Raw genomic sequence first — 24086 nt, forward strand, 5'->3', positions numbered from 1 at the left:
TCACAAACAAGCGTACAACAATATCAATTGTGTTTTCAATCCACCTGCCGCACCATCGGCACCGGATCGCGCATGGGGCATCCCGTCAAGAGGGATCGGCGCGAAGGCACGATTGCGGGAGCCGGCATGGACTGGACGGACGAGAAACTCGCGGCACTTAGGGCTCGCTACGGCGCGGGCCACGGCGGCGACATTTTCGACGAGCGCTTCAGGCGCGTCGCCGACCGCATCTTCTCGGCCAGCGGTACGCGTCTCGCGCCCTATGCCGGCCTGCCCACCTTCCTCGACGCGCCCTATCGACAGGTTGATCCGCAGAACCCCGATTTCACCGACCTTCAGGTCGCCATCGTCGGCATGCCGATGGACCTCGGCGTCACAAATCGTCCCGGCTCGCGCTTCGGGCCGCGTGCGGTGCGCGCCATCGAGCGTATCGGCCCCTACAACCATGTGCTCGACTGTGCGCCCGTCTATGAACTCGCCGTCGCAGACATCGGCGATGTGCCCTTCCGCAGCCGCTACAGGCTGGAGCAGAGCCACGAGGACATCGAGGCCTGGATCGGCAGGATCGTCGCTGCCGGCGCAGCGCCGCTCTCGGTCGGCGGCGACCACTCCATCAGTCATCCCATCCTCAAGGCGGTCGGCCGGGACCGTCCCGTCGGCATGATCCATATCGACGCCCATTGCGACACGTCGGGCGCATTTGACGGCACCAAGTTCCACCATGGCGGCCCGTTCAGAAACGCGGTGCTGGACGGCGTGCTCGACCCCACCCGCACGATCCAGATCGGCATTCGCGGCTCGGCCGAATATCTGTGGGAGTTTTCCTACGAGGCGGGCATGACCGTGATCCACGCCGAGGAGATGCCCGCTATGGGTATCCCCGCCATCATCGAGAAGGCGCGGCAGGTCGTCGGCGATGGGCCCACCTACCTGTCCTTCGACATCGACAGCCTCGACCCGGCCTTCGCGCCCGGCACCGGAACGCCGGAGATCGGCGGCCCTTCCACGCGCGAGGTGCTGGAGCTCGTGCGCGGCCTCAAGGGCGTCAACCTGGTCGGCGGCGATGTCGTCGAGGTCGCGCCGCAATACGATGCCACCACCAACACGGCCCATGCGGGCGCCCAGATGCTGTTCGAGATACTGAGCCTCATGGTGTTCAGCCCATCCATCACTGGAAAGCGTTGAACATCGGACTAGAATAGCCACAAACGTCGTCATCAAACGGGGCGCAGACCCCGCCAAAGAGGAGAACACGAGATGAAGAGACTTCTGAACACCACCGCCAGCCGCCGCGCGGTCCTGGGCGGGGGCATTGCCGCTGCCGGCATGCTCGCCATGCCGTCGATCCTGCGCGCGCAGGACCGGTCCATCAAGGTCGGCGTCTATGGCGGTTACTTCAAGGATTCGTTCGACAAGCACATCTTCCCGGGCTTCACCGAGGCCACCGGCATCGCGGTGGAATCCATCGCCGAGCCCACCGGCGAGGCCTGGCTGGTGCAGCTCGAGCAGGCCGCCCGCGCGGGCCAGGCCCCGGCCGATCTTTCGATGATGTCGCAGGTCGCCATGCTCAAGGGCCAGTCCACCGAGCTGTGGACGCCGATCGACACTTCGAAGCTCGAAAACGCCGGCAACCTTCTCGACCAGTTCGTCAACAAGTACCCGGATGACCGCGTCGCCGGCATCGGGGCGGTCGCGTGGTACATCACGCTCGTCACCAACACCGACGCCTACCCGGAAGCGCCCGACAGCTGGGCGGCATTCTGGGACGAGGCCAACCGCGACAAGCTCGGCCTGCTCGCGCTCGTCTCCAACTCCTTCCTGCTGGAAGTCACGGCCAAGACCTTCATGGGCGGCACCAACGCGCTGGATACCGAAGAAGGCCAGATCGCCGCATTCGAGAAGCTCGCCGAGGTCAAGCCGAATGTCAGGCTGTGGTACCGCGACGAGGCCCAGTTCGAGCAGGCTCTGAAGTCGGGTGAAATCCCGATGGGCCAGTACTACCACGACGTGACCGGCCTTGCGGCTGCCGATGGCAACCCGGTGCGCTCCACCTTCCCGCAGGAAGGCGGCATTCTGGATTCGGGCTGCTGGGCGCTGTCGCGGGCATCCGAGAAGGGCGAGGAAGCCCATCTCTTCATCGACTATATGAGCCAGCCCGCCATTCAGGCCGAGATGTCCCGCAAGGTCGGCACCGCGCCGACGGTGCGCCGCGATCTCCTCGACCTGACCGACGAGGAATTCGGCGCCGTGTCGTCGGATATCGATCCGATCATCCCGCGCTACGACCTCTACACCTCGAAGGCCGATTGGCTTAACCAGAAGTGGACCGAGATGATCGCCAGCTAGCGATCTCGTATCCCCCTCCCGCCCGGTTTGCGGGAGGGGCTTCCGCCGAAACCCCTTGTCTGACGGGACACGCAATGTCCGGCCTTGAGCTACAGGATGTCACCAAGCGCTTCGGCGATTTCACGGCCGTCGATGGTGTCTCGCTGAAAATCCCGCAGGGCACGTTCGTGTGCATGCTGGGGCCTTCCGGTTGCGGCAAGACCACGCTGCTGCGCATGATAGCCGGGCTGGAGGAGCCGACCGGCGGCGCAATCGTGCTCGACGGCGGCGACATCACGCCGATCCCCACCCACAAGCGCGACTTCGGCATGGTCTTCCAGTCGCTCGCCCTGTTCCCTCACCTCAACGTCGGCGACAACATCGCCTATCCCCTGCGCATCCGTGGGATCGCCAAGGCCGAGCAGCGCAGGCGGGTCGACGAGCTGCTGGCGATGATCCATCTGAAGGGTTACGGCGACCGCCCTGTGTCCCGACTATCGGGCGGCCAGCGCCAGCGCGTCGCAATCGCCCGCGCGCTGGCGCTTTCGCCCAGGCTTTTCCTGCTGGACGAGCCGCTTTCCGCCCTCGATGCAAAGCTGCGCGAGGCGATGCAGGTGGAACTGCGCCAGTTGCAGCAGCAGCTCGGCGTCACCACCATCGTCGTGACGCATGACCAGCGCGAGGCGATGACCATGGCCGACATGGTCGTGGTTATGGGCGAAGGCCGTATCAGGCAGGCCGCCCCGCCGGTGCAGATTTACCGCAAGCCGGCCGACGCCTTCGTCGCCGATTTCATCGGCTCGACCAACCTCATCCCGCTGGGGCGCGACGGCACCTTGCTCGGCCGCCCCGCACCCGGCCTCGCGCTCACGGTCGGCGCGGACGGCGGCAAGCTTTCGATCAGGCCCGAGGACGTGCAGCTCGTAGCCCCCGGCGCGGGCGAGTTCACCGGAACGGTCACCTTCGTGCGCGACCTCGGCGGCACGATCGAAACCTTCGTCGACGTCGGCGGCACGCCCGTCACGGCGGTCGCCACGCCGCGCGAGCGCCCCGGTTTCAAGCCCGGTGACGCGGTGGGCGTGACACTGCCGCTGCAAAGCTGCGTGGTCCTGAAGGGATGAGGGTGACTCTCGTGCTCGCAAGCCCGTTCCGTCGCGACTTCCCTGGCGATCGAACCAGCTTTGCGCCTGCCATTGCTCCCACCTCTAGAGGCAGAGGGGGTCACCGGCGCCTCAGAATCCCCCTCCCCCTTGAGGGGGTCCGAAGGACGGGAGAGACGCGTGGCTCTCCCCGGCAGAGTAAGGGGTGGGGGTATCGGACGACCCGTATATTGACGCCAACGCTGCCCATCGCTTCGTCCGGACGCAGACCATGAGACGCGAGCCGCCGCGCGGACTGGCAGACTACGCCCCGCTGGCATTTCCGGCGATCATGCTGGTCGTCTTCTTCGTCGTGCCGTTCTCTACGATGATAGCGGTTTCCTTCTTCCAGCGCGATGCGGCCGGCTTCTATTCGCCAGCCTTCACGCTCGACAATTACGAGCGCTTCCTCTCGGCCTTCTTCGGCAATGTGCTGGGCTTCTCCATCATGCTCGCGGTCATGGTGGCCGTGGTGTGCGTGCTGGTCGCCTTTCCGTTCACCTACCTTCTCTCGCAGGCCTCACGACGGGTTCAGATCGTATGGCTGGTGGCCATCCTGTCGGTGCTGTCGCTGTCCGAGGTCATCATCGGCTTTGCCTGGTCGACGCTGTTCTCGCGCACGGCCGGCATTACCAACCTTCTGGTGATGGCAGGCCTGATGGGCGAGGCACGCGCGCTTACCCCCGGCTTCGGCGCGGTGCTTACCGCCATGGTCTATCAGGCACTGCCCTATACGGTGCTGGTGCTCTACCCCGCGATCGTGCGGCGCGACCCCACGCTGCTGGAAGCAGCGCGCACGCTTGGCGCTTCGCCCCTCCGCGCCTTCCTCAACGTGGTCGTGCCGGCACTGCGCAACACCATCGTCGCCACGCTCATCATGGTCTTCGTCTTCGCGCTCGGCTCCTATCTGCTGCCGCAGATCCTCGGCCGCCCGCAGCATTGGACCCTGTCGGTGCTCATCACCGACCAGGCGATCTACCAGTCCAACATGCCGTTCGCAGCCGCCATGGCGGTGTTCCTCGTCCTGATGTCGCTTGCGCTGGTCGGACTCACGCTTCTGGTCGGCGGCCGCAGGGAGGCGCAGGCATGAGCGCTACCTTCTTGCGACGCATCCTGTTCTCGCTGGTGGCGCTGTTCCTCGCCGCCCCGCTGGTCGTGGTCGCCGGCGTGTCGGTCAACGAGCGCCAGTCGCTCACCTTCCCGCCGCAGGGTTTCTCGCTGTCGTGGTACGGCCAGATCTTCACCGATCCGGGCTGGCGCTCCGCCCTCGTCAATTCGCTCACGCTGGCAGCAAGCTCGGCGGCACTCGCCGTCATCATCGCGCTGCCGCTCGCATGGTTCCTGTGGCGGCGCATCGCGCCATGGGCCAACGTGTTCCAGCTTCTGGGCGTCGCGCCCTTCATCCTGCCGCCTGTCATCACCGCGCTCGGCTTCCTCACGTTCTGGGCAACCGTCGGCGCCTACGGCCAGCCGTGGACGGCGGCCATCAGCCACGCCATCTTCTTCGTCACCCTGCCGCTGGTCACGCTCTCGCTCGGCTTCAATTCGATAGACCGCAGCCTTGTCGAGGCAGCCGCCACCATGGGCGCCGACGACCGCACCGTCCTGCGCACCGTCGTCCTGCCGCTGATCCTGCCCTATCTAATTTCCGGCTACGCCTTCGCCTTCGTGCTGTCGCTCAACGAGTACATCGTCGCCTACATGACCGTCGGCTTCACGATGGAGACGCTGCCGATCAAGATTTTCAACGCGCTGCGCTACGGCTACACGCCGACCATGGCGGCGGTTGCCGTGTTCTTCGTCGCGCTGGCCGCCGTCATCTTCGGGCTCATCGCGCGCTTCGGCGACCTGCCCAAGCTGCTGGGCGCGCTGTCGGGCGACGACAAGTGAGGCTTGCCGCGCTCCAGATGCGCGCCGTGCCGGGCGACCGGGATGCCAACCTCGCCCGCATCGAACGCGCCGCCCGGGATGCCGCCGGCCGCGGCGCTTCGCTGCTCATCGCGCCAGAGCTCGCGGTGACGGGCTACGGCGCGGGCGATGCCGTCAGGGCGCTCGCAGAGCCGGCCGATGGCGATGCAGTCGCGCGGCTCAGGGCCGCCTCGCTCGACACAGGCATAGCCATCCTCGCAGGCTTCGCGGAGGCAGCCGACGGCTCGGTCTGGAACAGTGCCGTCTTCGTCTCGGGCGACGCCGCCCCCGTCGTCTACCGTAAGTCGCATCTCTACGGCGATTACGAGAAGTCCCTGTTCAGGCCCGCCGCACCGTCCGCGGTCGTCATCGACCACGCCGGAACGAGGCTCGGCATTCTCATCTGCTACGATGTGGAGTTTCCTGAAAATGTCAGGCGGCTGGCGCAGGCCGGCTGCGCGCTCGTGGCCGTGCCCACCGCCCTGCCCGTCAGCGATCACGATGCCTTCATCGCGCAGAGCATGGTCCCCGTCCGCGCCTTCGAGAACCAGATTTTCGTGGCCTACGTGAACCACTGCGGCGCGGACGAGCGTTTCGCCTACGCCGGCCTCTCCACCATCGCCGCGCCTGACGGCGGCATCCTCGCCTCGGCTGACCGGGAAGACGAGGAACTGCTCATCGCCGAAATCGACCCGTCCGCCTATGCGGCGTCGGCTGCGCAGAACACCTACCTGCGCGACCTCACCCTATAGCTTCGTCCACGCACCGTTCTTCTTGGACGACTTCACGCAGGCTTCCACGAAGGCCACTCCCTCCACACCGTCGTCCACGGTGGGAAACACCACGTCCCTCGGCACCTTGCCGCCCTTCCGGCGCAGCGCCTTTATCGCGCGCGCGGCCTCGGCATAGATGGTGGCGAAGCCTTCGAGATACCCTTCAGGGTGGCCGGCCGGGATGCGGCTCACCCGCGCCGCACTCGCTCCGGCACCCGCACCCCCGCGCGTAATCAGCCGCTTCTCCTGCCCGAACGGCGTGAACCACAGATGGTTGGGATGCTCCTGCTCCCACTCCAGCCCGCCCTTCGTTCCGTAGACGCGCAGCTTCAGCGCGTTCTCGTTGCCCGGCGCGACCTGGCTTGCCCACAGCATGCCCTTGGCCCCCGGCGCCTTACCCTGCGGCTTGAAGCGCAGCATCACATGGGCGTTGTCGTCGAGCTGCCTGCCCGGCACGAAGGCCGAAAGGTCGGCTGCGAGGCTGTCCAGTTCCAGCCCGGTCACGAACCGCGCCAGATTGTAGGCGTGCGTGCCGATGTCGCCCGTCGCCCCGCCTGCGCCCGACTGCTTGGGGTCGGTCCGCCACGCGGCCTGCTTCGATCCGGTGGCCTCCACCGCCTCGGTCAGCCAGTCCTGCGGATACTCCGCCTGCACCACGCGCAGGTCGCCCAGCATGCCCTTGGCAACCATCTCGCGGGCCTGCCGGATCATCGGATAGCCCGTGTAGTTGTGCGTCAGCACGAACAGCACGCCGCTTTTCTTCGCTGCCGCAGCCAGCTTCTTCGCATCGGCAAGGCTGGAGGTCAGCGGCTTGTCGCAGATCACGTGGATGCCGGCATCCAGAAACGCCTTCGCCGCCGGGTAGTGCACATGGTTGGGCGTCACGATCGCGACCGCCTCGATGCCGTCGGCGCGCATCGCCTCGGCCTTCGCCATGTCCGCGAACGACGCATAGCAGCGTTCGGGGTCAAGCCCCAGTTCCGCGCCCGATGCGCGCGAGCGCGCGGCATCGGAAGACAGCGCGCCGGCCACTAGCTGGAACTCGCCGTCGATGCGCGCGGCGATCCTGTGCACGCCGCCGATGAACGCGCCCTGCCCACCGCCCACCATGCCGTACCGGATCGGGCCTGCCGCCGTCCCGCTTTTGCCTTCGCTTGCCAACTGAACCTCCTCGTTTCGATGCCGGGCGACTGAACCTGATCTTTTAAACCGATTCAAGTGCCGTTTCGGCGACAACGACGCGACACAACCCGGCTCAACCGCCGGTGGCCCGCCTTTTGCAACCCACCCCTGTCGAGAGCAGCGGATGTAACGAAACCAGCGTCGGGGTGGGTAAATTGTCTCTAAAAGACACAGAACTTCTCGAAACGCGCTTTGCCCGTTCATTCGGGATGAGCGGAAGGGGCGGCATCGACCTGGGCGTCGATCCGCAGTCGGTAAGCACGCACGTCACCGGCCAGGTCTATGCGGCGCTGGAGCTGGTCACCACCCTGTGCATCGGCATGCTGGTGGGCCACATCTACGTGTTTTCGCACCTCGACCAGCACGATTTCCTCCAGACCTATATCTGGCCGTCCATCCTCATCGTGGTCACCTTCGGCTACCTGAACTACAGGGCCAGGCTGTACCACGTCGACCGGCTGTCCCGATTTCTTACATATTCGAGCGCGGCGGTCGGCAATCTCATCGGCGCATTCGTCATCGTCGCGCTCATCGGCCTGGCCATCGGGGCGGCAAACGAGTTCTCGCGGCTGTGGTTCGGCGTCTGGCTGCTCGCCTCGGCGGTTTCCGTCTGGACGATGCGCGCGGTAGCCGCCAGCGTCTTCACCAGCCAGGCGGTGCGCGGCGCGATCTCGCGCCGTGTGGCGATCTTCGGGGCCGATGCTCCGTTGCGCCGCGCGGTCCAGGCGCTCGGCATGCCCGACAGCGGCGTGCGGATCGCCGGCATCTTCGGTCCGGGCGAAAACGACAATTCGGGACACGGCGCTGTCCGGCGCAGCGGCGGTCTCGCCGAACTCATCGCGTTCGGTCAGGCCAACGATCTCGACACGGTCGTCATCGCGCTGCCGCCCTCGCAGCGCCGCCAGCTCGGCGACGTACTCGCCCGGCTCAGCGTGCTTCCCTCCGAGATCAAGCTTCTGCCCGATATCGAGACACACGCCATCCCGTTCCACGGCGTCAGCTCGCTCGCCCGCGTCCAGTTCATAGACCTCCAGCAGAAGCCCATCTCCGGCTGGGGCCGTATGCTGAAGGCCATCGAGGACTACACCATCGCGGCCATCGCCACGATCCTGCTCGCGCCGTTCCTCTTGCTCGTCGCTGCGGCCGTCAAGCTCGACAGCCCCGGTCCCGTGCTTTTCAGGCAGAAGCGTCATGGCCTCAACAACCGGGTCATCAACGTCCTCAAGTTCCGCACCATGCACGTCCAGCCCGAAGGCGAGGCGTTCAGGCAGGCGACGCGCAACGACAACCGTGTGACCCGGGTCGGCCGCGTGCTGCGGCGGCTTTCAATCGACGAGTTGCCCCAGCTCCTCAACGTGCTGCGCGGCGAGATGTCGATTGTCGGCCCGCGTCCGCATGCGGTCGAGCAGAACGCCGCCTATTCGGACCTTCTGCCGATGTACAGCAACCGCCACCGGGTCAAGCCGGGCATCACCGGCTGGGCGCAGGTCAATGATTTTCGCGGGCCGACCTTCACCGTCGAGGCGATGAACAAGCGCCTCGAATACGACCTCTACTACATCGAGAACTGGTCGATCCTCTTCGACATTTCGATCATCGCCGCCACGCCCTTTATCGGGCTGGTCCACAAGAATGCCGTCTGAGGAAGATCGATGCGCAACAAGAAAATCAGAGACTCCATCCCGGTCTGCAAGCTCGGCGGCATGGCCAATGCACGCCTCAGCCTGCGCGAGACGGTGCGCCTCATGGACGACGCCATTTCCGGCCGCCTGCCCGAGATGGAGCAGCCCCTGTTCATGACCTCGTCCAACGGCCAGGTCCTGTCGATGTACGCGCGCAGCAGCCGGATGAGGAAGCTGTTCGACCAGGCGGACGTCATCAGCGCCGACGGCCAGCCGATGGTGACCATATCGCAGCTCCTCACCTCCAATCCCGTGCCGGATCGCACCAGCACCACCGACCTTTTCGAGGATGCCAGCCTGCTGCTGCCGGAAGGCACGACCTACTACATGTTCGGCACCACGCCAGATGAGATCGAGCGCGCCGCATCGGCCGTGCGCCGTCGTTTCCCTCGTGTCAGGCTGGTCGGCTACTCGCACGGCTATCTCGACGCCGAGGGCGAGGAGGAGCTGTTCGAGGAACTGGACAGGCTGAAGCCCGACATCCTGTGGATCGGCCTCGGCGTGCCCCGCGAGCAGGAATTCGTGCTCAAGAACATCGACCGGCTGAAAAGCGTCAAGGTGGTCAAGACCTCGGGCGGCCTCTTCAACTTCCTGTCCGGTTCGCGCTCGCGCGCACCGTCATGGATGCAGAGCGCCGGGCTCGAATGGCTTTACCGTACCATTCTGGAGCCGCGCAGGCTGGCCTGGCGATACCTCGTAACCAACCCGCACAGCCTCTATCTGCTGCTGACGCGTACGGGCTGACCCGGTCATGGCGGCGGTAACCGGCACGGGAGGCAAGGGCGCGCGGTCGGCAACGCCGATCGTCACCGACGCGTGGGCGCTGCAGTGCTTCCTCGTCGCCTCCACGATCGTGATGCTCCCCCTTCACTGGGCGCTGGGCACCGAGCTGCCGTGGATCTTCCTGATCGGCCTCGTGCTCGCCTTCGGCATGGTGCGATTCTCGCTGCTCGAATGGCAGATGCTGGCGCTGGCCGCCGCCCTCTCCCTGTCGCTGCTCGTTGCGATGATGCAGCACTTCCAGGGCGAACGCGCATTCGGCGCGGTCTACAACATCGCCGTCCTCGTTCTCCTCGTGGTCTTCATCAATTTCGGCAGGCAGCTCGACCATGCCGGGCGCGGCAGAACGGGCCTGTGGCCCAAAGACGGCATCTACCGCGCCGCCCTATTCGCCTACGCCGCCTACGTCGTGTTCATCGTCGTCGTCACCGCCTATGCCAGTGTCAGCGGCCAGTCGCGCATCACCTTCAATTCGCTCATCCTCGGCAATCTCGGCGAGCTTCCGGGCATCCTCGGCACCTATGCCGCCAATCTCGTCGTGGAAACGGACTGGATCAACGGCGGCACCGTCTCGCGCAACCACGGCATGGGCGTCTACGCAACCGAGAGCGCCATCCAGGTCGTCATGCTCGGCGCCATGGGCGCGATCTACCTGATCCGTCGGCGCATGTACGGCTGGGCGTTTCTGGTCGAACTGTCGATCCTGCCGATGCTGATCCCGTTCGGCAGCCGCACCACCGGTCTCGCCTATGTCGCCTCGCTCCTGTTCTTGGGGCTGATCTGGCGTGGTGGGCTTTTGCTGGGCGCGGTGCTCGTCGGCCCCTTCGTGCTGGCAGGGATGGTGCTGTTCGGACCCGACCTTCTGGGTGCGGTGCAGTCTTCCGCCCAGTCGCTGGCCGACGCCCGCGCCGGCTCCACCGAGACGCGGCTTGAAACCTACAAGCTCGCGGTCCGCATGGTGCTGGACCACAACCTGATCCTGGGGCTGGGCATCAAGCCGGTGGACCCGTCATTGGCGGAGATCCCCATCGGCTCGCACTCGAGCGTCGTGTCCACCTTCACCCGCGCTGGCCTGATCGGGCTGGGTCTGTTCCTCGCCTACTATTTCACGCTGGCCGTTCGTGTCATCGCGGTGCAGCTTGCAGCGCTGGCGCGCGCTGCGCGGCTCAACATCGAATCGCGCCTGGAACTGGCCTATCTGGGCCGCGCCATCTTCGTCGTGCTCGTCTGGTATCTCACCGAGGACCTCGACGTGCCGCTGTACCACACCCTTCTGTCGGGCCTGATTATCGGCATCTTCTGGAACATGAGCGAACGGCTGCGCCACGTCTGACGACGCGGTTCAGCCTCATCCCTCAGCGGTTAGTTCCGGAACAGAAGCAGGATGTTCTCTGCATAGGAATTGGCGATCTGGAGCGACTGGATACCCAGTTGCTGCTGCACCTGCAGCGCCTGCAGCCTTGTCGACTCGCGGTTCATGTCGGCATCGACGAGCTGGCCCACACCACGGTCGATGGAGTCCATTAGGCTCGACGTGTAGTCCTTCTGCATGTCGACGCGCTTCTTGATGGCGCCGACCGTCGTGGCCGCATCGGCCATCTCGGCCAGCGTCGCATCCACGACCGCCAGCATCTGTTCCAGCTGCTCGTCGGAGTGCCCGACGACGTTCAGTGACGCGACCGCGTAGCCGTCTGTGGCGGCTAGCGTACCGGGCGTGCCTGCCACGGCCGTGTTGTCGCGCTGGCCCGTCGTGCCCAGCCTCAGCCCTTCCAGCAGGCCCATCGTCTCGTTCGTGGTCGCCGCCGCGTCGTAGAGCTTGATGCTCTGCACGTCGATTTCGATGTAGCCCAGAATGATCGCGCCGTCCTGGTTGCGCGTGAAGGCCGAGACGATCTGCTCTTCCTTGTGCGTTCCGTCGGCAGGGTGGCCGTTGGTCGCCAGCGAATTGACCGACAGCCAGTTGGCGCCCGAGAAGGTCGCGGCCATGGCTGTGAAGCGCAACTGCTCCTGATAGGCCGAGATTTCAGCCTGGATGCGCTCCTTGTTGTCCTCGCTCATGCCGACTGCGGCGAGCACCTTCTGCTTGATCTCGTCGACGATGGCGATGGCGCTCTCCAGCGCGGTGTAGGCCGTATCGACCCGGCTCGCGCCCAGGCCAAGCGTGTCCTGCACGGTCGACAGCACCCGGTTGTCGGAGCGCATCGTGGTTGCGATCGACCAGTAGGCGGCGTTGTCGGACGCCTGCGCGACGCGCATGCCTGTCGAAATCCGCGACTGCACCACGCCGAGGGCCTTGTTGGTCACGTGAAGGACCTGAAGGGCCGTCATTGCGGAGGGATTCGTGTTGATGCTCGACAAGATGCGACCTCTTCCGACCGATCGGGTAAACACTGGTTAACCATGAGTAGGAGTTCATGGTTAACGGCGCGTTAAACGACTGGCCTGAAGACACGACGGAAGGACCGCTCCCCGAAGGAGAGCGGCCCTGTCCGACGATTTCAGATCGCGAGGATCAGCTGCGGAACAGCGCGAGGATGTTCTGGCTGTTGGAGTTCGCGATCGAGAGTGCCTGGATGCCGAGCTGTTGCTGAACCTGCAAGGCCGACAGCTTGGCGGATTCCGCATTCATGTCCGCATCGACGAGTTGTCCGACGCCGCGGTCGATGGCGTCGATCAGCTTGGACGTGAAGGCAAGCTGCGTTTCCAGGCGGATTTTCTTTGCACCCAGTTCCGACGCCGCTTCACGCAGCGCGTAGAGCGTCATTTCGGTCGTGTCCGCGTCGGTCATCGCCGCGGTTTCGGCCTCGAGGTCGAAGTGGTCCAACGTCAGCGTCAGCACCTGGGTGGTGCCGGCCGTGCCATCGCCCTTGATGTAGCCGGTGACGATGGTGACGTTGCCGCCGCCATTGGCCGCCGATGCCAGCAGGTTCTGGCCTTCGAAATTGGCGGCCTGTGCGATTTCTTCGATTGCCAGCTTCAGTTCCGCGATTTCGTTGTCGATGGCGGCGGTATCGACGCCGTCCTGTTCGCGGGCCAGGTAGCGCTGGTGGATTTCCTTGGTCAGTTCGATCGCTTCATGGATGCCGGTATAGGCGGCATCGAGGATCGCCGAACCGAAGCCGATGGAGTCCTTCACCACGCCGAGCAGATTGCTCTGGTTCTTCATGCCGACCGAGATCGACCAGTATGCTGCGTTGTCGGAAGCTTCGGAAACGCGCTCGCCGGTGGCGATGCGGTTCTGGGTGACACCGAGTTTCTTGTTGGTGAGCGAAAGGGTCTGCAGCGCCGTCATCGCGGCGGCATTCGTCAGGAGACTAGCCATTTATCTACGCCTTGAACGTTGTACTGGACAAACATGCCGGGCTGTTGCCGGCGAGGCGGCGTGGCGTCATGCCACCGGATACTGGAACTCGGTCCGGCCCGCTCGTTGACCCTACTTATGAACAAGGATGGCTAACGGATAACTAAAAAACGTGGTTAACAGATAGTAAAACTTAAATTATTTGGTTTTTTATTAGTTAATATTATGTTCCTTCATTAACTGTTTGAATATAATCGTTACCAAAAAGCAAAGGCCGCGCTCCGGAGAGCGCGGCCCTGAAAATCGGGAAGGCGCGTGCGCCCTCCCCTGTTCGTATCGCTTAGCGGAAGAGCGACAGAATGTTCTGGCTCGACGAGTTGGCGATCGAGAGCGCCTGGATGCCGAGCTGCTGCTGGACCTGAAGGGCCGACAGACGGGCCGACTCTGCGTTCATGTCGGCGTCGACCAGCTGGCCGATACCACGGTCGAGAGCGTCCTGGAGCTTCGAGGTGAACGACAGCTGCGCGTCGAGACGGGTCTTCATCGCGCCGAGCTCCGAAGCGGCCTCACGCATCGCAACCAGCGAGGCTTCGGTCGTGTCGGCGTCGGTCATGTTGCCGGTTTCGGCTTCCAGATCGTAGGCGTTCAGCGTCAGGGTCTTGGTCTCGGTCGAACCGGCCGTGCCGTCGCCCTTGATGTAGCCCGTGACGACCGTCACGCTTGCGCCGGCGGAAGCCAGCAGGTTCTGGCCCTCGAAGTCGGCAGCCTGTGCGATTTCTTCGATAGCCGTCTTCAGCTCGGCGATTTCGGCGTCGATCGCATCGGTGTCAACGCCGTCCTGCTCGCGGGCAAGGTAACGGGCGTGGATTTCCGAGGTCAGCTTGATGGCTTCGTCGAGACCGGTATAGGCGGCGTCGAGGATGGCCTTGCCGAAGCCCATGGAGTCCTTGACGACGGACTGCAGGTTGCTCTGGTTCTTCATGCCGACCGAGATCGACCAGTAGGCGGCGTTGTCGGAAGCTTCGGAAACGCGCTCGCCGGTGGCGATGCGGTTTTGGGTCGTCGAAAGGTTCTTGTTGGTCAGCGAAAGGGTCTGCAGCGCCGTCATTGCGGACGCGTTGGTCAGAAGACTCGTCATTTGGGATACGCCTTGTACACGGTACACAACTGACATGCCGGGCAACAGCCGGCTGAGCGGAGGGGCTTCATGCCAGCCGGAAACTCATGTTTTTCCTCCCGGCCCGCTCTTGACTGCATTGGTAAACCGCAATGGCTAATCGCCACCTAAGAAACGTGGTTAATGAATTGCTTTCGTTGAAAATTTTAGCGATCGGCTTAATTCCCGGCGGATTTCCCAACTCCTGAAACGACGAAAGCCCCGCCATTTCGGGCGGGGCTCGCTGAAAGAGGGCAGGCTTGAGCCTGCCCCGTTCCGGGTCTGCTTAGCGGAAGAGCTGCAGAATGTTCTGGCTCGACGAGTTGGCGATCGAGAGCGCCTGGATGCCGAGCTGCTGCTGGACCTGAAGAGCCGACAGGCGAGCCGACTCTGCGTTCATGTCGGCGTCGACCAGCTGGCCGATACCGCGGTCCAGAGCGTTCTGCAGCTTCGTGGTGAACGACAGCTGTGCGTCCAGGCGGATCTTCATCGCGCCGAGCTCGGAAGCGGCCTCACGCATCGCAACCAGCGAAGCTTCGGTCGTGTCGGCGTCGGTCATGTTGCCGGTTTCGGCTTCCAGATCGTAGGCGTTCAGCGTCAGGGTCTTGGTCTCGGTCGAGCCGGCCGTGCCGTCGCCCTTGATGTAGCCCGTCACGACGTTGACGCTTGCGCCGGCGGAAGCCAGCAGGTTCTGGCCCTCGAAGTCGGCTGCGAGCGCAATTTCTTCGATAGCCGTCTTCAGCTCGGCGATTTCGGCGTCGATCGCGTCGGTGTCAACGCCGTCCTGCTCGCGGGCAAGGTAACGTGCGTGGATTTCCGAGGTCAGCTTGATGGCTTCGTCGAGACCGGTATAGGCGGCGTCGAGGATGGCCTTGCCGAAGCCCATGGAGTCCTTCACGACGGACTGCAGGTTGCTCTGGTTCTTCATGCCGACCGAGATCGACCAGTAGGCGGCGTTGTCGGAAGCTTCGGAAACGCGTGCGCCGGTGGCGATGCGGTTCTGGGTCGTCGAAAGGTTCTTGTTGGTCTGCTGAAGCGTCTGCAGAGCCGTCATCGCGGATGCGTTGGTCAGAATGCTGGACATATGGATACGCCTTGTAACTCGATACTCGTCAGCATGCCGGATTTAAACCGGCGAAGCGGCGCGGCTTCATGCCCGATCAGGCCGGATACACCGGAAAACCAATCTGCCCCTCGCAATCCGTTCTAGGTTCCAAAGCCTACGGAACGGATAAGCAAGGTGGTTAATTTTTGTCGGGAAATCATATAGTTAACGCGTACTGAATCACGCGTTTAAGATTGTCAGGCGAAAGATCGCACGAGGCTTCCGACCAGCAGGTTCCATCCGTCTATCAGGACGAAGAACAAGATCTTGAACGGCAGCGACACCACCACCGGCGGCAGCATCATCATGCCCATCGACATGGTGATCGTCGCCACGATCAGGTCGATGACGAGGAATGGCAGCACGATCAGGAAGCCGATCTCGAAGCCGCGCCGGATTTCGGAGATCATGAAGGCGGGCACGAGAATGCGGAAATCGGCCTGTTCGATCGATACGTCCGCCTGCTCGCGCTCGCGCGCGAGATCGGCGAAGAGGTCGAAGTCCTTGTCGCGCACGTTGGCCACCATGAAGTCGCGGAACGGCTCGGCGATGCGCCCCAGCGCTTCCTCCTCGGCGATCTCGTTGGCCACCAGCGGCTGCACGCCCTCGTTCCACGCACGGTCGAAGGTCGGCCCCATCACGTAGAAGGTCATGAACAGCGAAAGGCTAACCAGGATGAGGTTGGCCGGCGTGCTGGGCAGGCCGATGCCGGAGCGCAGGATCGAGAACACGATGATGAAGCGCGTGAAGCTCGTCACCATGATGAGGATGCCCGGCGCCAGCGATAGCACCGTCAGCAGGCCGAACAGCTGGATGATGCCGCCGACGGTCTGGCCCTGCAGCTGGTCGGTTATGCCGCCGAGGTCGAGCTGCTGGGCCGAGGCCGGCGCAGCAGACACCGCCAGCAGCAGTGCGAGGGTGAAAAGCCGGATCATTCGAACAGCAGCGTCCGTATGAGGATGCCCTTCACCGCGCCGCCGCTGCGCACGGAGGCGCGCTCCTCGAGGTCGGACCGCAGATGCTGGAAGCCGCTGGCCCCTTCGATCTGGTGGATTTTCACCGTGCGGAGATAGGACAGCGTGTCCTGATGGATGGTCTGCGCCATCATCACGTCGGGCGCGCCCTCGAACACGAGCGCCAGTTCAAGCCGCGCCCAGGTGCCGGTCGGTCCGGCAAGATTGGTGGTTATGGGCTCCAGATAGACGACGCCCATCGCCTCCTGCGCTTCGGCGATATTGGTTTCCGTCGCCTTTGCCACGTCGGTGTCGGCCGTGTGCTCGACGCTCGGCTGCTGGCTGTTGAGATAGAGGCCCGAGCCCCATCCGATGCCGATCGCAACCACCGACAGCCCCACAAGGAGCGCGATCTGCAGCAGAAGGGATGGTCCTCCCTTCTTTTCCGGCGCGGTATCGTCGACTATCGCCACGGTGCGGTCCCTAGAACGGAAGCAGATTGTCGAGGATCTGATGCCCGTAGGCGGGCTGCTGCACCTCGGTCAGACGGCCCCGGCCGCCATAGGAGATGCGCGCCTCTGCGATCCGCTCGTAGGAAACCGTGTTCGCCGCGCCGATATCGGACGGCCGCACGATGCCGGTGATCGTCAGCACCCGAAGTTCGGCGTTCACCAGCACTTCCTGCGAACCGCTGATCACGAGGTTCCCGTTCGGCAGCACCTCCGTCACCACTGCGGCCACCTGAAGCTGGATGTCCTCGGAGCGGGCGGTCGCCCCTGCCCCCTTGGAGCTGGTGTTGGAATCCACCTCGGCATTCGCTTCGCCGCCGGTGCCGATCCCGAGCCACGACAGGTCGGCGCCGAAGCCGATGCCGCGGCTGCCGGTACGGCTGCGCTCGGATTCGTTGCGGAATCGCGCCCGGTCGTTGATGCGGATGTCGACGGTCAGGATGTCACCCGCCCTCAGCGCGCGCGCATCGGTGAAGAACTTGCTCTGCCGGTCGTCCCACAGCGAATATTTGCGCACCTGCGGCTCGGGCGGCGTCGGGTAGGTGTAGATGGCCTTGGAGTCGCCCACGCCGTATCCCACGGGCGATAGCGTCGGCGGCACGCCGACCTCCTCCTTCACGGTGGAGCAACCGGCAAGCGCAAGCGCTGTAATGAGAAGAAGCGGCTTGCGCATCATGTCGGGTCCTGCTTGCGGGTCGCGCTCGCCATGATGCCGGTGAGCGTCGCAGCCGCGTCCTTGTTCATTTCGTTGAGGATGACGCCCGCCTTGCGGACGTTCAGCTTCATCAGAATACCTGCCGCCACTTCGACATTCACCGCAGCCAGCCTTTCAGCGGCGGCGTCCGGGCGCATGACGGAGTAGATTTCGACGAGGTTCTCTTCAGCCTTGGCGAGGAAATCGTTGCGGCGCGCAAGCCACTCCTCGTATTCCTCGCGCTTTTCCTCCAGCGCCACGATGCGCTGGTCGATGTCCTTCTGGAGCGTTTCCAGTTCTGCACGTTGCAAGGCATAGCGGCGGTCGCGCGCGGCGTCTGCGATGTTGGAGCAGAAACGGCGGATGTCGTCATCCAACTCACCTGCCGCTTCCGTGATCGCGTTCACGGCCTGCGTCGCCGCCGGCGTTCCGCCGAAGACGAGCGCGCCGAAGACGATGCCGGCGCCTGCGGCCAGCGCGCTGGCGCTGCGGGTTCTGAGGATGGAATGCCTGCTCATTGCGGTCGTCCTACTGCAGCACGAGTTCGGCCTGGAGCGCGCCTGCCGACTTGATGCCCTGCAGGATCGCGATGATGCCGTCGGGCTTCACGCCGAGGCGGTTGAGACCCGAAACCAGCGTCTCGAGATCGGGGCCGTCCAGCAGCGCGATGTGAGCGTCCGGCTGGTTGACGTCGATCGCGGTGAAGGGCTCCACAGCCGTCTCGCCGCGCGAGAACGGTTCGGGCTGCACCACGCGTGGCATCTCGGTGATGCGCACAGTCAGCGCGCCATGGGTGATCGCAACCCGCGAGATGCGCACCTGCTGGCCGATCACGATGGTGCCGGTGCGTTCGTCCACCACCACCCGGGCCGGCGCGTCGGATTCGACCACGATGTTTTCAAGCTCGGCAAAGAAGCGCGCCGACGAGATGTCCACCGGTCGCTGGATCGTCACCGTGCGGGCGTCCTGTTCCATCGCGACGCGCTGGCCGAAGCGGCTCATCGCATATTCGTTGATCGCGTCGGTCACCCGCACCGCGGTCGAGAAATCGGGATTGCGTAGCTGGAGCGTCAGCGTGTTGTCGTGTGTGAACGACTCTGGAACCTGCCGCTCGACGATCGCGCCGTTGGGCACGCGCCCGCTGGTCGGCACGCCCTGCGTAACGGTCTCTGCCTGTCCCTGCGCCGAAAAGCCGGAGACGATGACCGAGCCCTGCGCGACCGCATAGATTTCGCCGTCCGGTGCGCGCAGTGGAGTCATCACGAGCGTGCCGCCGGCCAGCGAGGCCGCGTCGCCCATCGAGGAGACGTTCACGTCGATGCGTGCGCCCGACTGCACGAAGGGCGGCAGGTTCGCCGTGACGATCACGGCCGCGACGTTGCGGGAGCGTGATGTCCCGCCGCGCGTGGAGATACCGAGATTTTCCAGCATCGCGCGCATCGACTGCTCGGTGAAGGGCGAGTTGCGCAGCCCGTCGCCGGTGCCTTGCAGGCCGATAACGAGGCCGTAGCCGACGAGCTGGTTGTCGCGCGCGCTTTGCAGCGTAGCTACATCCTTGATGCGGGATACAGGCAGCGACATGCCCGAAAGCCGGTCGTGGCGGTGCACGCCGCCATAAGCAGCCCCACCACGCAGTTCGCCCGCCGGCTGCGCACCGTTCGCAAGCGCCTCGTCGGCGCTCGATACGCTCACCAGTCCGACCGCGAGGCAGAATGCGAGTGCCAGTGCGCGGATCATGATGCGGAGACCATGATGCTGCCGTCATTCATGACGGTGCCGGTGAAGACGGCTCCGCTGTCGACGTTGCGCACCCGCACGAGGTCGCCCGCGCCGCCCGCCTGCAACGGCACGCCGGCAATCGAGATTTCCAGCCCGCCATGCACGAACCGCACCTGCACCGGCGTCCCCGTTTCCACCAGATAGGCGTTGCGCACGGACGTCAGCCCGATCAGGCGACCGGGCAGCAGCGTGCGCTGCGCCACCTTGCCTTCGAGCTGCTGGCGTTCGCGCGCGATGGAGGCGAGGTTGTTGAGCTGCCGGCGAAGCGGCACTTCCTGCAAGGCGTCGGTGGTGACGGTCTCGCCCGGATAGATGACGCGCGTCGCCACGACCACCATCTCCTGCGCGAACGCCGGCAGAACACCCGTCAGCGCGGTCAGCGCGGCAGCCAGCAATGTCGTGCGCAGGAAACGGCGCATCATCTGTCCTATCTCAGTCCCTGGGAGACGACCGCGGCCATCTCGTCGGCCGCCTTGATGACCTTTGAATTCATCTCGTAGGCGCGCTGGGCCGAGATCAGCTCGGTGATTTCCTTCACCGGGTCGACGTTGGACGACTCCAGATAGCCCTGCTCCACGGTGCCGAAGCCCGGATCACCCGGAATGCCCACATTGGCGGGCCCGGAAGCCGCCGTTTCCTGGAACAGCTTGTCGCCCAGCGGCGTCAGGCCTGCCTCGTTCGAGAAGCTCGCGACGGTCAGCTGGCCCAGATCCTCCAGCTCGATCTGCCCGTCGAAACGCGCGAAGAACTGGCCGGACTTGTTGACGACGATCTCGACCGCGTCTTCCGGAATGACGATGCCGCCTGCCAGCAGGAAGCCGTCGGCCGTCACAAGCTGACCCTCGCCATTGGTGTTGAAGCTGCCGGCGCGGGTATAGAGCGGCTCGCCGTTCACGCCTTCCACCTGGAACCAGCCGCCGCCCACCAGCGCCACGTCCAGCTTGTTGCCGGTGGAGGTCAGCGCGCCCTGCGTGTGGATGTTGCGGATCGCGCTCGTCTTGACGCCGAGGCCGATATGCGAGCCTTCCGGCACGATCGCCTGGTTGGCCCGGTTCGGCACGCCCTGCATGCGCTCCACCTGGTAGAACAGGTCCGAGAACTCGGCGCGCGCGCGCTTGAACGAGGTGGTGTTGATGTTGGCGAGGTTGTTCGCGATGACCTCGAGATTGGTCTGCTGCGCGTTCATGCCGGTGGCGGCGATGGCCAGAGCTTTCATGATTCAGGTTCCTCAGATCGCCATGCGGCTGATTTCGAGATAGGAGCTGACGATCTTGTCCCGGATCGCGATGGCCGCCTGCAGCGTCTGCTCGGCGTTCATCACCGCATCGACCACTTCGCGGGTGTCCGCTTCGCCCTGCAGCGCCTTGAGCGACAGGCCCTCGGCGTTGCGCAGCGTTTCCACCGCCTGCCCCGATGCCGCCGAAAGCGCGGCCGTGAACGTCGCTTCGGGCGCGATGTTGGGGCGGGTGAGGCCGGGTCCGGCGATGTTGGCCAGCCCGTCGAGCATGCCCGTCACCTGTCCGGCCTTCTCTACCCCTGCAAGTCCCTGGATCATTACTGGCCTCTCATCAGGTCGATGGTCATGGAAATCAGCTCACGGGCCTGCTTGATGGTCTGCAGGTTGGCTTCGTAGCTGCGGTTGGCCTCGCGCATGTCCGCCATCTCGACGAGCACGTTGACGTTCGGCATCTTGACGTAGCCCAGATCGTCCGCAGCCTCGTGGCCCGGCTGGAACTCGGTCGTGAAAGGCGTCTTGTCCGGCGAAATCGCCGAAACCTCGACCATGCGCGCGCCCGACGCGCGGTCGAGCTCGGCATTGAAGGTGATGGTCTTGCGCTGGTAGGGATCGGCGCCCGGAAAGCTGCCTGTCGACTGCGAGTTGGCCAGGTTTTCCGAAACGATGCGCAACCGTTCGGACTGTGCGCCCAGGCCCGATGCGGCCACCTTCAGCGAGGAAATCAAAGGGTCCACGATCAGCCTCTCGTCGTCATCAGCAGCATGCGGTGGAAGGATTTGACGATGGCGGTGTTCAGCTCGAACGTGCGGCGCACCTCGCCCGACTTCATCAGCTCGTTTTCAAGCACCACCGAGTTGCCAGAAGGCATCGCCGGCTTGTCCTCGTTCACCTGCCGCACGCTTGCAGCTTCGGGCCCGCCGCCGAACGAAATGTGCCTGGGATGCGTCGCGCGCATCGAGACGTCTGTCTGCTTCAGCACGGCCTCGAAGGGCTGCACTTCCAGCGTTCCGTAACCGGGCGTGTTGGCATTGGCGATGTTGCTGGACACGGCGGTGTGCCGCACGGCAAGCCACCGGGCCTGCTGGGAAGCCAGATCGAACAGGTTTACGGGTTGCATCGCTACTCCCTTGGCGCGTAGCGATACCCTAGGGAGCCAGTCTTGCGCGGACCTTGCGCGGGCTTACCGCTCCAGTTCGACGACCCTGTCGAGCGTGGTGACCAGCACCCAGTGCCCGTCGCGCTGCTCGATGGATGCGACGGTGCTGGCGTCCGGCAGGCGCGAGCCGCGCTGCACCACCCACAGGCCGTCGCCGTCCTGGATCATGGCGCGGCCGTTGGCGACGTGCACCAGCCGGAAACCGATCAGGTCGGAAGGAAAGGGCTGCTCCGAGGCCGGCACCGCGCGCATCTGTTCTTCTTCCGCCGGAACCGTGGCGGTCGGGAAGAAGTCGAGCTGCATCTTCGGCACTTCGCCGCTCGAGATCGGCTTCATCGCCAGCGCAGGCTGGAAGACGACCTGCGAAGGCGCGGTCATCGATCCGCGTCCCTCGAACACGAACTCCCTCACGCCGAACTTCTCCTGGTTGAAGAAGATGTACCAGGGAAACAGCGCGCAGGTCAGGCCCAGCACCGCACCCAACCCGCCCACGACGAAGTCGCTTCTGTCACGCTTCTTCTTCTGCGCCGGGCGGGGCGGAATGGCGGGAGCCACCTTCGGCTTCGCCGCCCCTTCCCGGGGCTTGGCCGGCACGGCAGGCGCCGTCAGTTCCGCAAGCTGCACCGGCGCGGCTTTCGCCGGCGCCAGAGGCGCCTTCAACTCGGCAAGCGCCAAGGGCGCCTTCAGCTCGGCGAGCGCCACGGGTTTCTTGGCTTCGGCCAACACCTTCGGCGCGACAACCGCTGGCGGCGTCTTCGCCTCGGCTGCCACCGCCACCGACACCTTGCGCTTGGCCTTCGGCTTCTTCGGCTTCGGCTCCACCTTCGGCGCCTTCACCTCTTCGAACGGGTCGGCAACCTTGGTCCGGCGCAGGCCCAGCCTCTCCAGCAACCCTTTGCGCTTGACGGGAAGAGATGCGTTGTATGCCTCGCGCTCCGCCTTGTCGCGCAGGTGGTGCAGCGTGCGGATCGTCACTTCCGGCGTCAGCGTCTCGGTGCGGTTCTTCACCGCCCCGCCGTTGAGGACGATGGCGTCGGCCGGCGCCGGCTCGTCGCCTGCAAGGCTCATCCCTTTTGCACGGCCAAAGCCGAACCTATTCGACAGGTTCATCTGCCGGCTTCTCCCTGCTTCTCAGATGGCGCGCCAGATCGGCGAACGGGTCCGGCGACGGACGGTCCTGCGGAGACTGCGACAGCGCCTCGTATATGACCGGCACCTGCCGCACGGCCAGGTCGAGTTCGGCATCCGCTCCCGGCTGGTACGCACCCAGCAGGCGGATGTCGCGCGTATCCTCGAACCGCGCGATCATGCTGCGCAGCCTCGTCACCAGCGCGCGCTGTTCCTTCGTCCACGCCTTCGGCGCAAGGCGCGAGATCGACGCCAGCGGATCGACGGGCGGATAGCGCCCCTGCTCCGCGATGGAACGGTCGAGCACGACGTGCCCGTCCAGGATGCCGCGGATGGAATCGGCTACCGGGTCGTTGTGGTCGTCGCCGTCCACCAGCACCGACAGGATCGCGGTGATCGAGCCCGCCCCGTCGACGCCCGGCCCGGCCCGCTCCAGCAGCTTGGGCAGGTCGGTGAATACCGATGCGGGATAGCCCCGCGCGACCGGCGGCTCGCCGACGCCGATGGCGACTTCGCGCAGCGCATGGGCGAAACGGGTAATCGAATCCAGCACCAGCAGCACCCGCTGCCCCTGCTCGCGGAAATGCTCCGCCACGCGCATCGCCATTTCGGGCGCGCGCTTGCGCATCATGGCGCTTTCGTCGCTGGTCGCCACCACGGCCACAGTCTTGGCGAGGCTTTCCGCCCCGATCGTGTCTTCGAGAAACTCGCGCACCTCGCGCCCGCGCTCGCCCACCAGCGCAACCACCACGGTGTCGAACGCCTCCGCGCTGGCCAGCATCGCCAGCAGCGTGGACTTGCCGACGCCAGAGCCCGCAAAGATGCCAAGGCGCTGGCCGAAGCAGATCGGCGTGAAGATGTCGATCACGCGCACGCCGGTCATGAAGCCGGTGGCCACGCGCTGACGCGACATCGCCAGCGGTGCGGCGGCGGTTCCCTCCACCTTGCCCGCAACCAGCGCGCCCTTTCCGTCCACCGGGCGGCCCAGCGCGTCGATGGCGCGGCCGCGCCACGAGGCATGCGGCGCTGCGCCCCGCGCGGTCCGGATCACGACCGCATCGCCGATGCCGGCGTCCGGGTTGCGCTCGTAAGGTGCGATGAGCACGTCTTCGGGTCCGATGCGCACGATCTCGCCCGAGCGCGCGCCCGACGACGACCGGTGCTCGACGACATCGCCCAGCCGCGCCGTGGACGAGATTCCCCGTACGCGATAGTGGCTCGGCGAAACCTCGTCGATGCGTCCACCGTTGCGCAGCAGCATGCGGTCGTTGGCAAACAG

At 65.0% G+C, this 24086-nt stretch carries 26 protein-coding genes; 9 read left to right on the forward strand and 17 right to left on the reverse strand.

The genetic code is table 11. The features are described 5' to 3' along the window. The first annotated feature begins 126 nt into the window (after positions 1–126). The 6 genes from speB to FY036_RS19610 all read left to right on the forward strand — a co-directional run bounded on the left by speB (position 127) and on the right by FY036_RS19610 (position 6124). On the forward strand, positions 127–1185 hold the full coding sequence (gene speB, locus FY036_RS19585; RefSeq protein WP_148916708.1) for an agmatinase: 1059 nt from the start codon (positions 127–129) through the stop codon (positions 1183–1185). 72 nt (positions 1186–1257) lie between these two features. Then, positions 1258–2346, forward strand: coding sequence for an ABC transporter substrate-binding protein (locus FY036_RS19590; protein ID WP_148916451.1), 1089 nt, complete (start codon positions 1258–1260; stop codon positions 2344–2346). A gap of 74 nt (positions 2347–2420) precedes the next feature. Beyond that, a complete protein-coding gene (locus FY036_RS19595; RefSeq protein WP_148916452.1) occupies positions 2421–3446 on the forward strand; it encodes an ABC transporter ATP-binding protein in 1026 nt (341 codons plus the stop codon). Positions 3447–3696: 250 nt separating this feature from the next. Further along, positions 3697–4554 carry an ABC transporter permease gene (locus FY036_RS19600; RefSeq protein WP_148916453.1) on the forward strand — a complete coding sequence of 286 codons (858 nt, stop codon included), beginning with the start codon at positions 3697–3699 and terminating at the stop codon, positions 4552–4554. Continuing rightward, the gene (locus FY036_RS19605) at positions 4551–5354 is read left to right on the forward strand and encodes an ABC transporter permease (RefSeq protein WP_148916454.1); all 804 of its coding nucleotides are present in this window, start codon (positions 4551–4553) and stop codon (positions 5352–5354) included. The genes FY036_RS19600 and FY036_RS19605 overlap by 4 nt, the downstream gene beginning before the upstream one ends. Further along, a complete protein-coding gene (locus FY036_RS19610) occupies positions 5351–6124 on the forward strand; it encodes a carbon-nitrogen hydrolase family protein (protein ID WP_148916455.1) in 774 nt (257 codons plus the stop codon). The genes FY036_RS19605 and FY036_RS19610 overlap by 4 nt, the downstream gene beginning before the upstream one ends. Here FY036_RS19610 and FY036_RS19615 read toward each other — a convergent pair. Beyond that, positions 6119–7306, reverse strand: a complete 1188-nt coding sequence (locus FY036_RS19615; protein WP_407941195.1) for a Gfo/Idh/MocA family protein — start codon at positions 7304–7306, stop codon at positions 6119–6121. The genes FY036_RS19610 and FY036_RS19615 overlap by 6 nt on opposite strands. Positions 7307–7536: 230 nt before the next feature. Here FY036_RS19615 and FY036_RS19620 point away from each other — a divergent pair, with 230 nt between their 5' ends. The 3 genes from FY036_RS19620 to FY036_RS19630 are packed head-to-tail and all read left to right on the forward strand — an operon-like array spanning position 7537 to position 11122. Beyond that, positions 7537–8970: an undecaprenyl-phosphate glucose phosphotransferase gene (locus FY036_RS19620; RefSeq protein ID WP_148916456.1), complete on the forward strand. Its 1434-nt coding sequence runs from the start codon at positions 7537–7539 to the stop codon at positions 8968–8970. A 9-nt stretch (positions 8971–8979) separates the two neighbouring features. Next, complete coding sequence (locus FY036_RS19625; protein WP_148916457.1) at positions 8980–9753, forward strand: WecB/TagA/CpsF family glycosyltransferase; 774 nt, start codon at positions 8980–8982, stop codon at positions 9751–9753. A gap of 7 nt (positions 9754–9760) precedes the next feature. Then, complete coding sequence (locus FY036_RS19630) at positions 9761–11122, forward strand: O-antigen ligase family protein (RefSeq protein ID WP_148916458.1); 1362 nt, start codon at positions 9761–9763, stop codon at positions 11120–11122. Positions 11123–11151: 29 nt separating this feature from the next. On the opposite strand, the gene FY036_RS19635 is transcribed toward FY036_RS19630, so the two are convergent. From FY036_RS19635 to fliI, 16 genes are all read right to left on the reverse strand, one after another. Beyond that, positions 11152–12147 (reverse strand): flagellin N-terminal helical domain-containing protein, encoded by a 996-nt coding sequence (locus tag FY036_RS19635; RefSeq protein WP_148916459.1) that lies wholly within the window; start codon positions 12145–12147, stop codon positions 11152–11154. 154 nt (positions 12148–12301) lie between these two features. Next, the gene (locus FY036_RS19640; RefSeq protein ID WP_148916460.1) at positions 12302–13111 is read right to left on the reverse strand and encodes a flagellin N-terminal helical domain-containing protein; all 810 of its coding nucleotides are present in this window, start codon (positions 13109–13111) and stop codon (positions 12302–12304) included. Between the two features lie 319 nt (positions 13112–13430). Beyond that, positions 13431–14228: a flagellin N-terminal helical domain-containing protein gene (locus tag FY036_RS19645; protein WP_148916461.1), complete on the reverse strand. Its 798-nt coding sequence runs from the start codon at positions 14226–14228 to the stop codon at positions 13431–13433. 304 nt (positions 14229–14532) lie between these two features. Beyond that, the gene (locus FY036_RS19650) at positions 14533–15330 is read right to left on the reverse strand and encodes a flagellin N-terminal helical domain-containing protein (RefSeq protein WP_148916462.1); all 798 of its coding nucleotides are present in this window, start codon (positions 15328–15330) and stop codon (positions 14533–14535) included. Between the two features lie 218 nt (positions 15331–15548). Continuing rightward, on the reverse strand, positions 15549–16286 hold the full coding sequence (gene fliP, locus FY036_RS19655) for a flagellar type III secretion system pore protein FliP (protein ID WP_201744815.1): 738 nt from the start codon (positions 16284–16286) through the stop codon (positions 15549–15551). Beyond that, positions 16283–16777, reverse strand: coding sequence for a flagellar basal body-associated FliL family protein (locus FY036_RS19660; protein WP_148916463.1), 495 nt, complete (start codon positions 16775–16777; stop codon positions 16283–16285). Before FY036_RS19660 ends, fliP begins: the two co-directional genes overlap by 4 nt. 10 nt (positions 16778–16787) lie before the next feature. Then, positions 16788–17489: a flagellar basal body L-ring protein FlgH gene (gene flgH, locus FY036_RS19665; RefSeq protein WP_148916464.1), complete on the reverse strand. Its 702-nt coding sequence runs from the start codon at positions 17487–17489 to the stop codon at positions 16788–16790. Next, on the reverse strand, positions 17486–18025 hold the full coding sequence (locus tag FY036_RS19670; protein ID WP_148916465.1) for a MotE family protein: 540 nt from the start codon (positions 18023–18025) through the stop codon (positions 17486–17488). Before FY036_RS19670 ends, flgH begins: the two co-directional genes overlap by 4 nt. Before the next feature lie 10 nt (positions 18026–18035). Further along, entirely contained in the window at positions 18036–19244 is a 1209-nt protein-coding gene (locus FY036_RS19675; protein ID WP_148916466.1) for a flagellar basal body P-ring protein FlgI, read from the reverse strand. Continuing rightward, the gene (gene flgA / locus FY036_RS19680) at positions 19241–19708 is read right to left on the reverse strand and encodes a flagellar basal body P-ring formation chaperone FlgA (protein WP_148916467.1); all 468 of its coding nucleotides are present in this window, start codon (positions 19706–19708) and stop codon (positions 19241–19243) included. Before flgA ends, FY036_RS19675 begins: the two co-directional genes overlap by 4 nt. 5 nt (positions 19709–19713) lie before the next feature. After that, entirely contained in the window at positions 19714–20502 is a 789-nt protein-coding gene (gene flgG, locus FY036_RS19685; RefSeq protein WP_148916468.1) for a flagellar basal-body rod protein FlgG, read from the reverse strand. 12 nt (positions 20503–20514) lie between these two features. Then, positions 20515–20841, reverse strand: coding sequence for a flagellar hook-basal body complex protein FliE (locus FY036_RS19690; protein WP_235897725.1), 327 nt, complete (start codon positions 20839–20841; stop codon positions 20515–20517). After that, positions 20841–21257, reverse strand: coding sequence for a flagellar basal body rod protein FlgC (gene flgC, locus FY036_RS19695; protein ID WP_148916469.1), 417 nt, complete (start codon positions 21255–21257; stop codon positions 20841–20843). The genes FY036_RS19690 and flgC overlap by 1 nt, the downstream gene beginning before the upstream one ends. 2 nt (positions 21258–21259) lie before the next feature. Continuing rightward, positions 21260–21640 carry a flagellar basal body rod protein FlgB gene (gene flgB / locus FY036_RS19700; RefSeq protein WP_148916470.1) on the reverse strand — a complete coding sequence of 127 codons (381 nt, stop codon included), beginning with the start codon at positions 21638–21640 and terminating at the stop codon, positions 21260–21262. A 63-nt stretch (positions 21641–21703) separates the two neighbouring features. Continuing rightward, positions 21704–22789, reverse strand: a complete 1086-nt coding sequence (locus tag FY036_RS19705; RefSeq protein ID WP_148916471.1) for a hypothetical protein — start codon at positions 22787–22789, stop codon at positions 21704–21706. After that, a complete protein-coding gene (fliI, locus tag FY036_RS19710; protein ID WP_235897741.1) occupies positions 22773–24068 on the reverse strand; it encodes a flagellar protein export ATPase FliI in 1296 nt (431 codons plus the stop codon). Before fliI ends, FY036_RS19705 begins: the two co-directional genes overlap by 17 nt. Positions 24069–24086: the final 18 nt, after the last annotated feature.

This window comes from Neoaquamicrobium microcysteis (assembly GCF_008180155.1).
Taxonomy (GTDB): domain Bacteria; phylum Pseudomonadota; class Alphaproteobacteria; order Rhizobiales; family Rhizobiaceae; genus Aerobium; species Aerobium microcysteis.

What these genes read in the sequence shown, in the direction of transcription:
- speB (WP_148916708.1), top strand. Translation starts at nt 127, where the DNA reads ATGGACTGGACGGACGAGAAACTCGCGGCACTTAGGGCTCGCTACGGC.
- FY036_RS19590 (WP_148916451.1), top strand. Translation starts at nt 1,258, where the DNA reads ATGAAGAGACTTCTGAACACCACCGCCAGCCGCCGCGCGGTCCTGGGC.
- FY036_RS19595 (WP_148916452.1), top strand. Translation starts at nt 2,421, where the DNA reads ATGTCCGGCCTTGAGCTACAGGATGTCACCAAGCGCTTCGGCGATTTC.
- FY036_RS19600 (WP_148916453.1), top strand. Translation starts at nt 3,697, where the DNA reads ATGAGACGCGAGCCGCCGCGCGGACTGGCAGACTACGCCCCGCTGGCA.
- FY036_RS19605 (WP_148916454.1), top strand. Translation starts at nt 4,551, where the DNA reads ATGAGCGCTACCTTCTTGCGACGCATCCTGTTCTCGCTGGTGGCGCTG.
- FY036_RS19620 (WP_148916456.1), top strand. Translation starts at nt 7,537, where the DNA reads ATGAGCGGAAGGGGCGGCATCGACCTGGGCGTCGATCCGCAGTCGGTA.
- FY036_RS19625 (WP_148916457.1), top strand. Translation starts at nt 8,980, where the DNA reads ATGCGCAACAAGAAAATCAGAGACTCCATCCCGGTCTGCAAGCTCGGC.
- FY036_RS19630 (WP_148916458.1), top strand. Translation starts at nt 9,761, where the DNA reads ATGGCGGCGGTAACCGGCACGGGAGGCAAGGGCGCGCGGTCGGCAACG.
- FY036_RS19640 (WP_148916460.1), bottom strand. Translation starts at nt 13,111, where the DNA reads ATGGCTAGTCTCCTGACGAATGCCGCCGCGATGACGGCGCTGCAGACC.
- FY036_RS19645 (WP_148916461.1), bottom strand. Translation starts at nt 14,228, where the DNA reads ATGACGAGTCTTCTGACCAACGCGTCCGCAATGACGGCGCTGCAGACC.
- FY036_RS19650 (WP_148916462.1), bottom strand. Translation starts at nt 15,330, where the DNA reads ATGTCCAGCATTCTGACCAACGCATCCGCGATGACGGCTCTGCAGACG.
- fliP (WP_201744815.1), bottom strand. Translation starts at nt 16,286, where the DNA reads ATGATCCGGCTTTTCACCCTCGCACTGCTGCTGGCGGTGTCTGCTGCG.
- flgH (WP_148916464.1), bottom strand. Translation starts at nt 17,489, where the DNA reads ATGATGCGCAAGCCGCTTCTTCTCATTACAGCGCTTGCGCTTGCCGGT.
- FY036_RS19670 (WP_148916465.1), bottom strand. Translation starts at nt 18,025, where the DNA reads ATGAGCAGGCATTCCATCCTCAGAACCCGCAGCGCCAGCGCGCTGGCC.
- FY036_RS19675 (WP_148916466.1), bottom strand. Translation starts at nt 19,244, where the DNA reads ATGATCCGCGCACTGGCACTCGCATTCTGCCTCGCGGTCGGACTGGTG.
- flgA (WP_148916467.1), bottom strand. Translation starts at nt 19,708, where the DNA reads ATGATGCGCCGTTTCCTGCGCACGACATTGCTGGCTGCCGCGCTGACC.
- flgG (WP_148916468.1), bottom strand. Translation starts at nt 20,502, where the DNA reads ATGAAAGCTCTGGCCATCGCCGCCACCGGCATGAACGCGCAGCAGACC.
- FY036_RS19690 (WP_235897725.1), bottom strand. Translation starts at nt 20,841, where the DNA reads ATGATCCAGGGACTTGCAGGGGTAGAGAAGGCCGGACAGGTGACGGGC.
- flgB (WP_148916470.1), bottom strand. Translation starts at nt 21,640, where the DNA reads ATGCAACCCGTAAACCTGTTCGATCTGGCTTCCCAGCAGGCCCGGTGG.
- FY036_RS19705 (WP_148916471.1), bottom strand. Translation starts at nt 22,789, where the DNA reads ATGAACCTGTCGAATAGGTTCGGCTTTGGCCGTGCAAAAGGGATGAGC.
- fliI (WP_235897741.1), bottom strand. Translation starts at nt 24,068, where the DNA reads ATGCTGCTGCGCAACGGTGGACGCATCGACGAGGTTTCGCCGAGCCAC.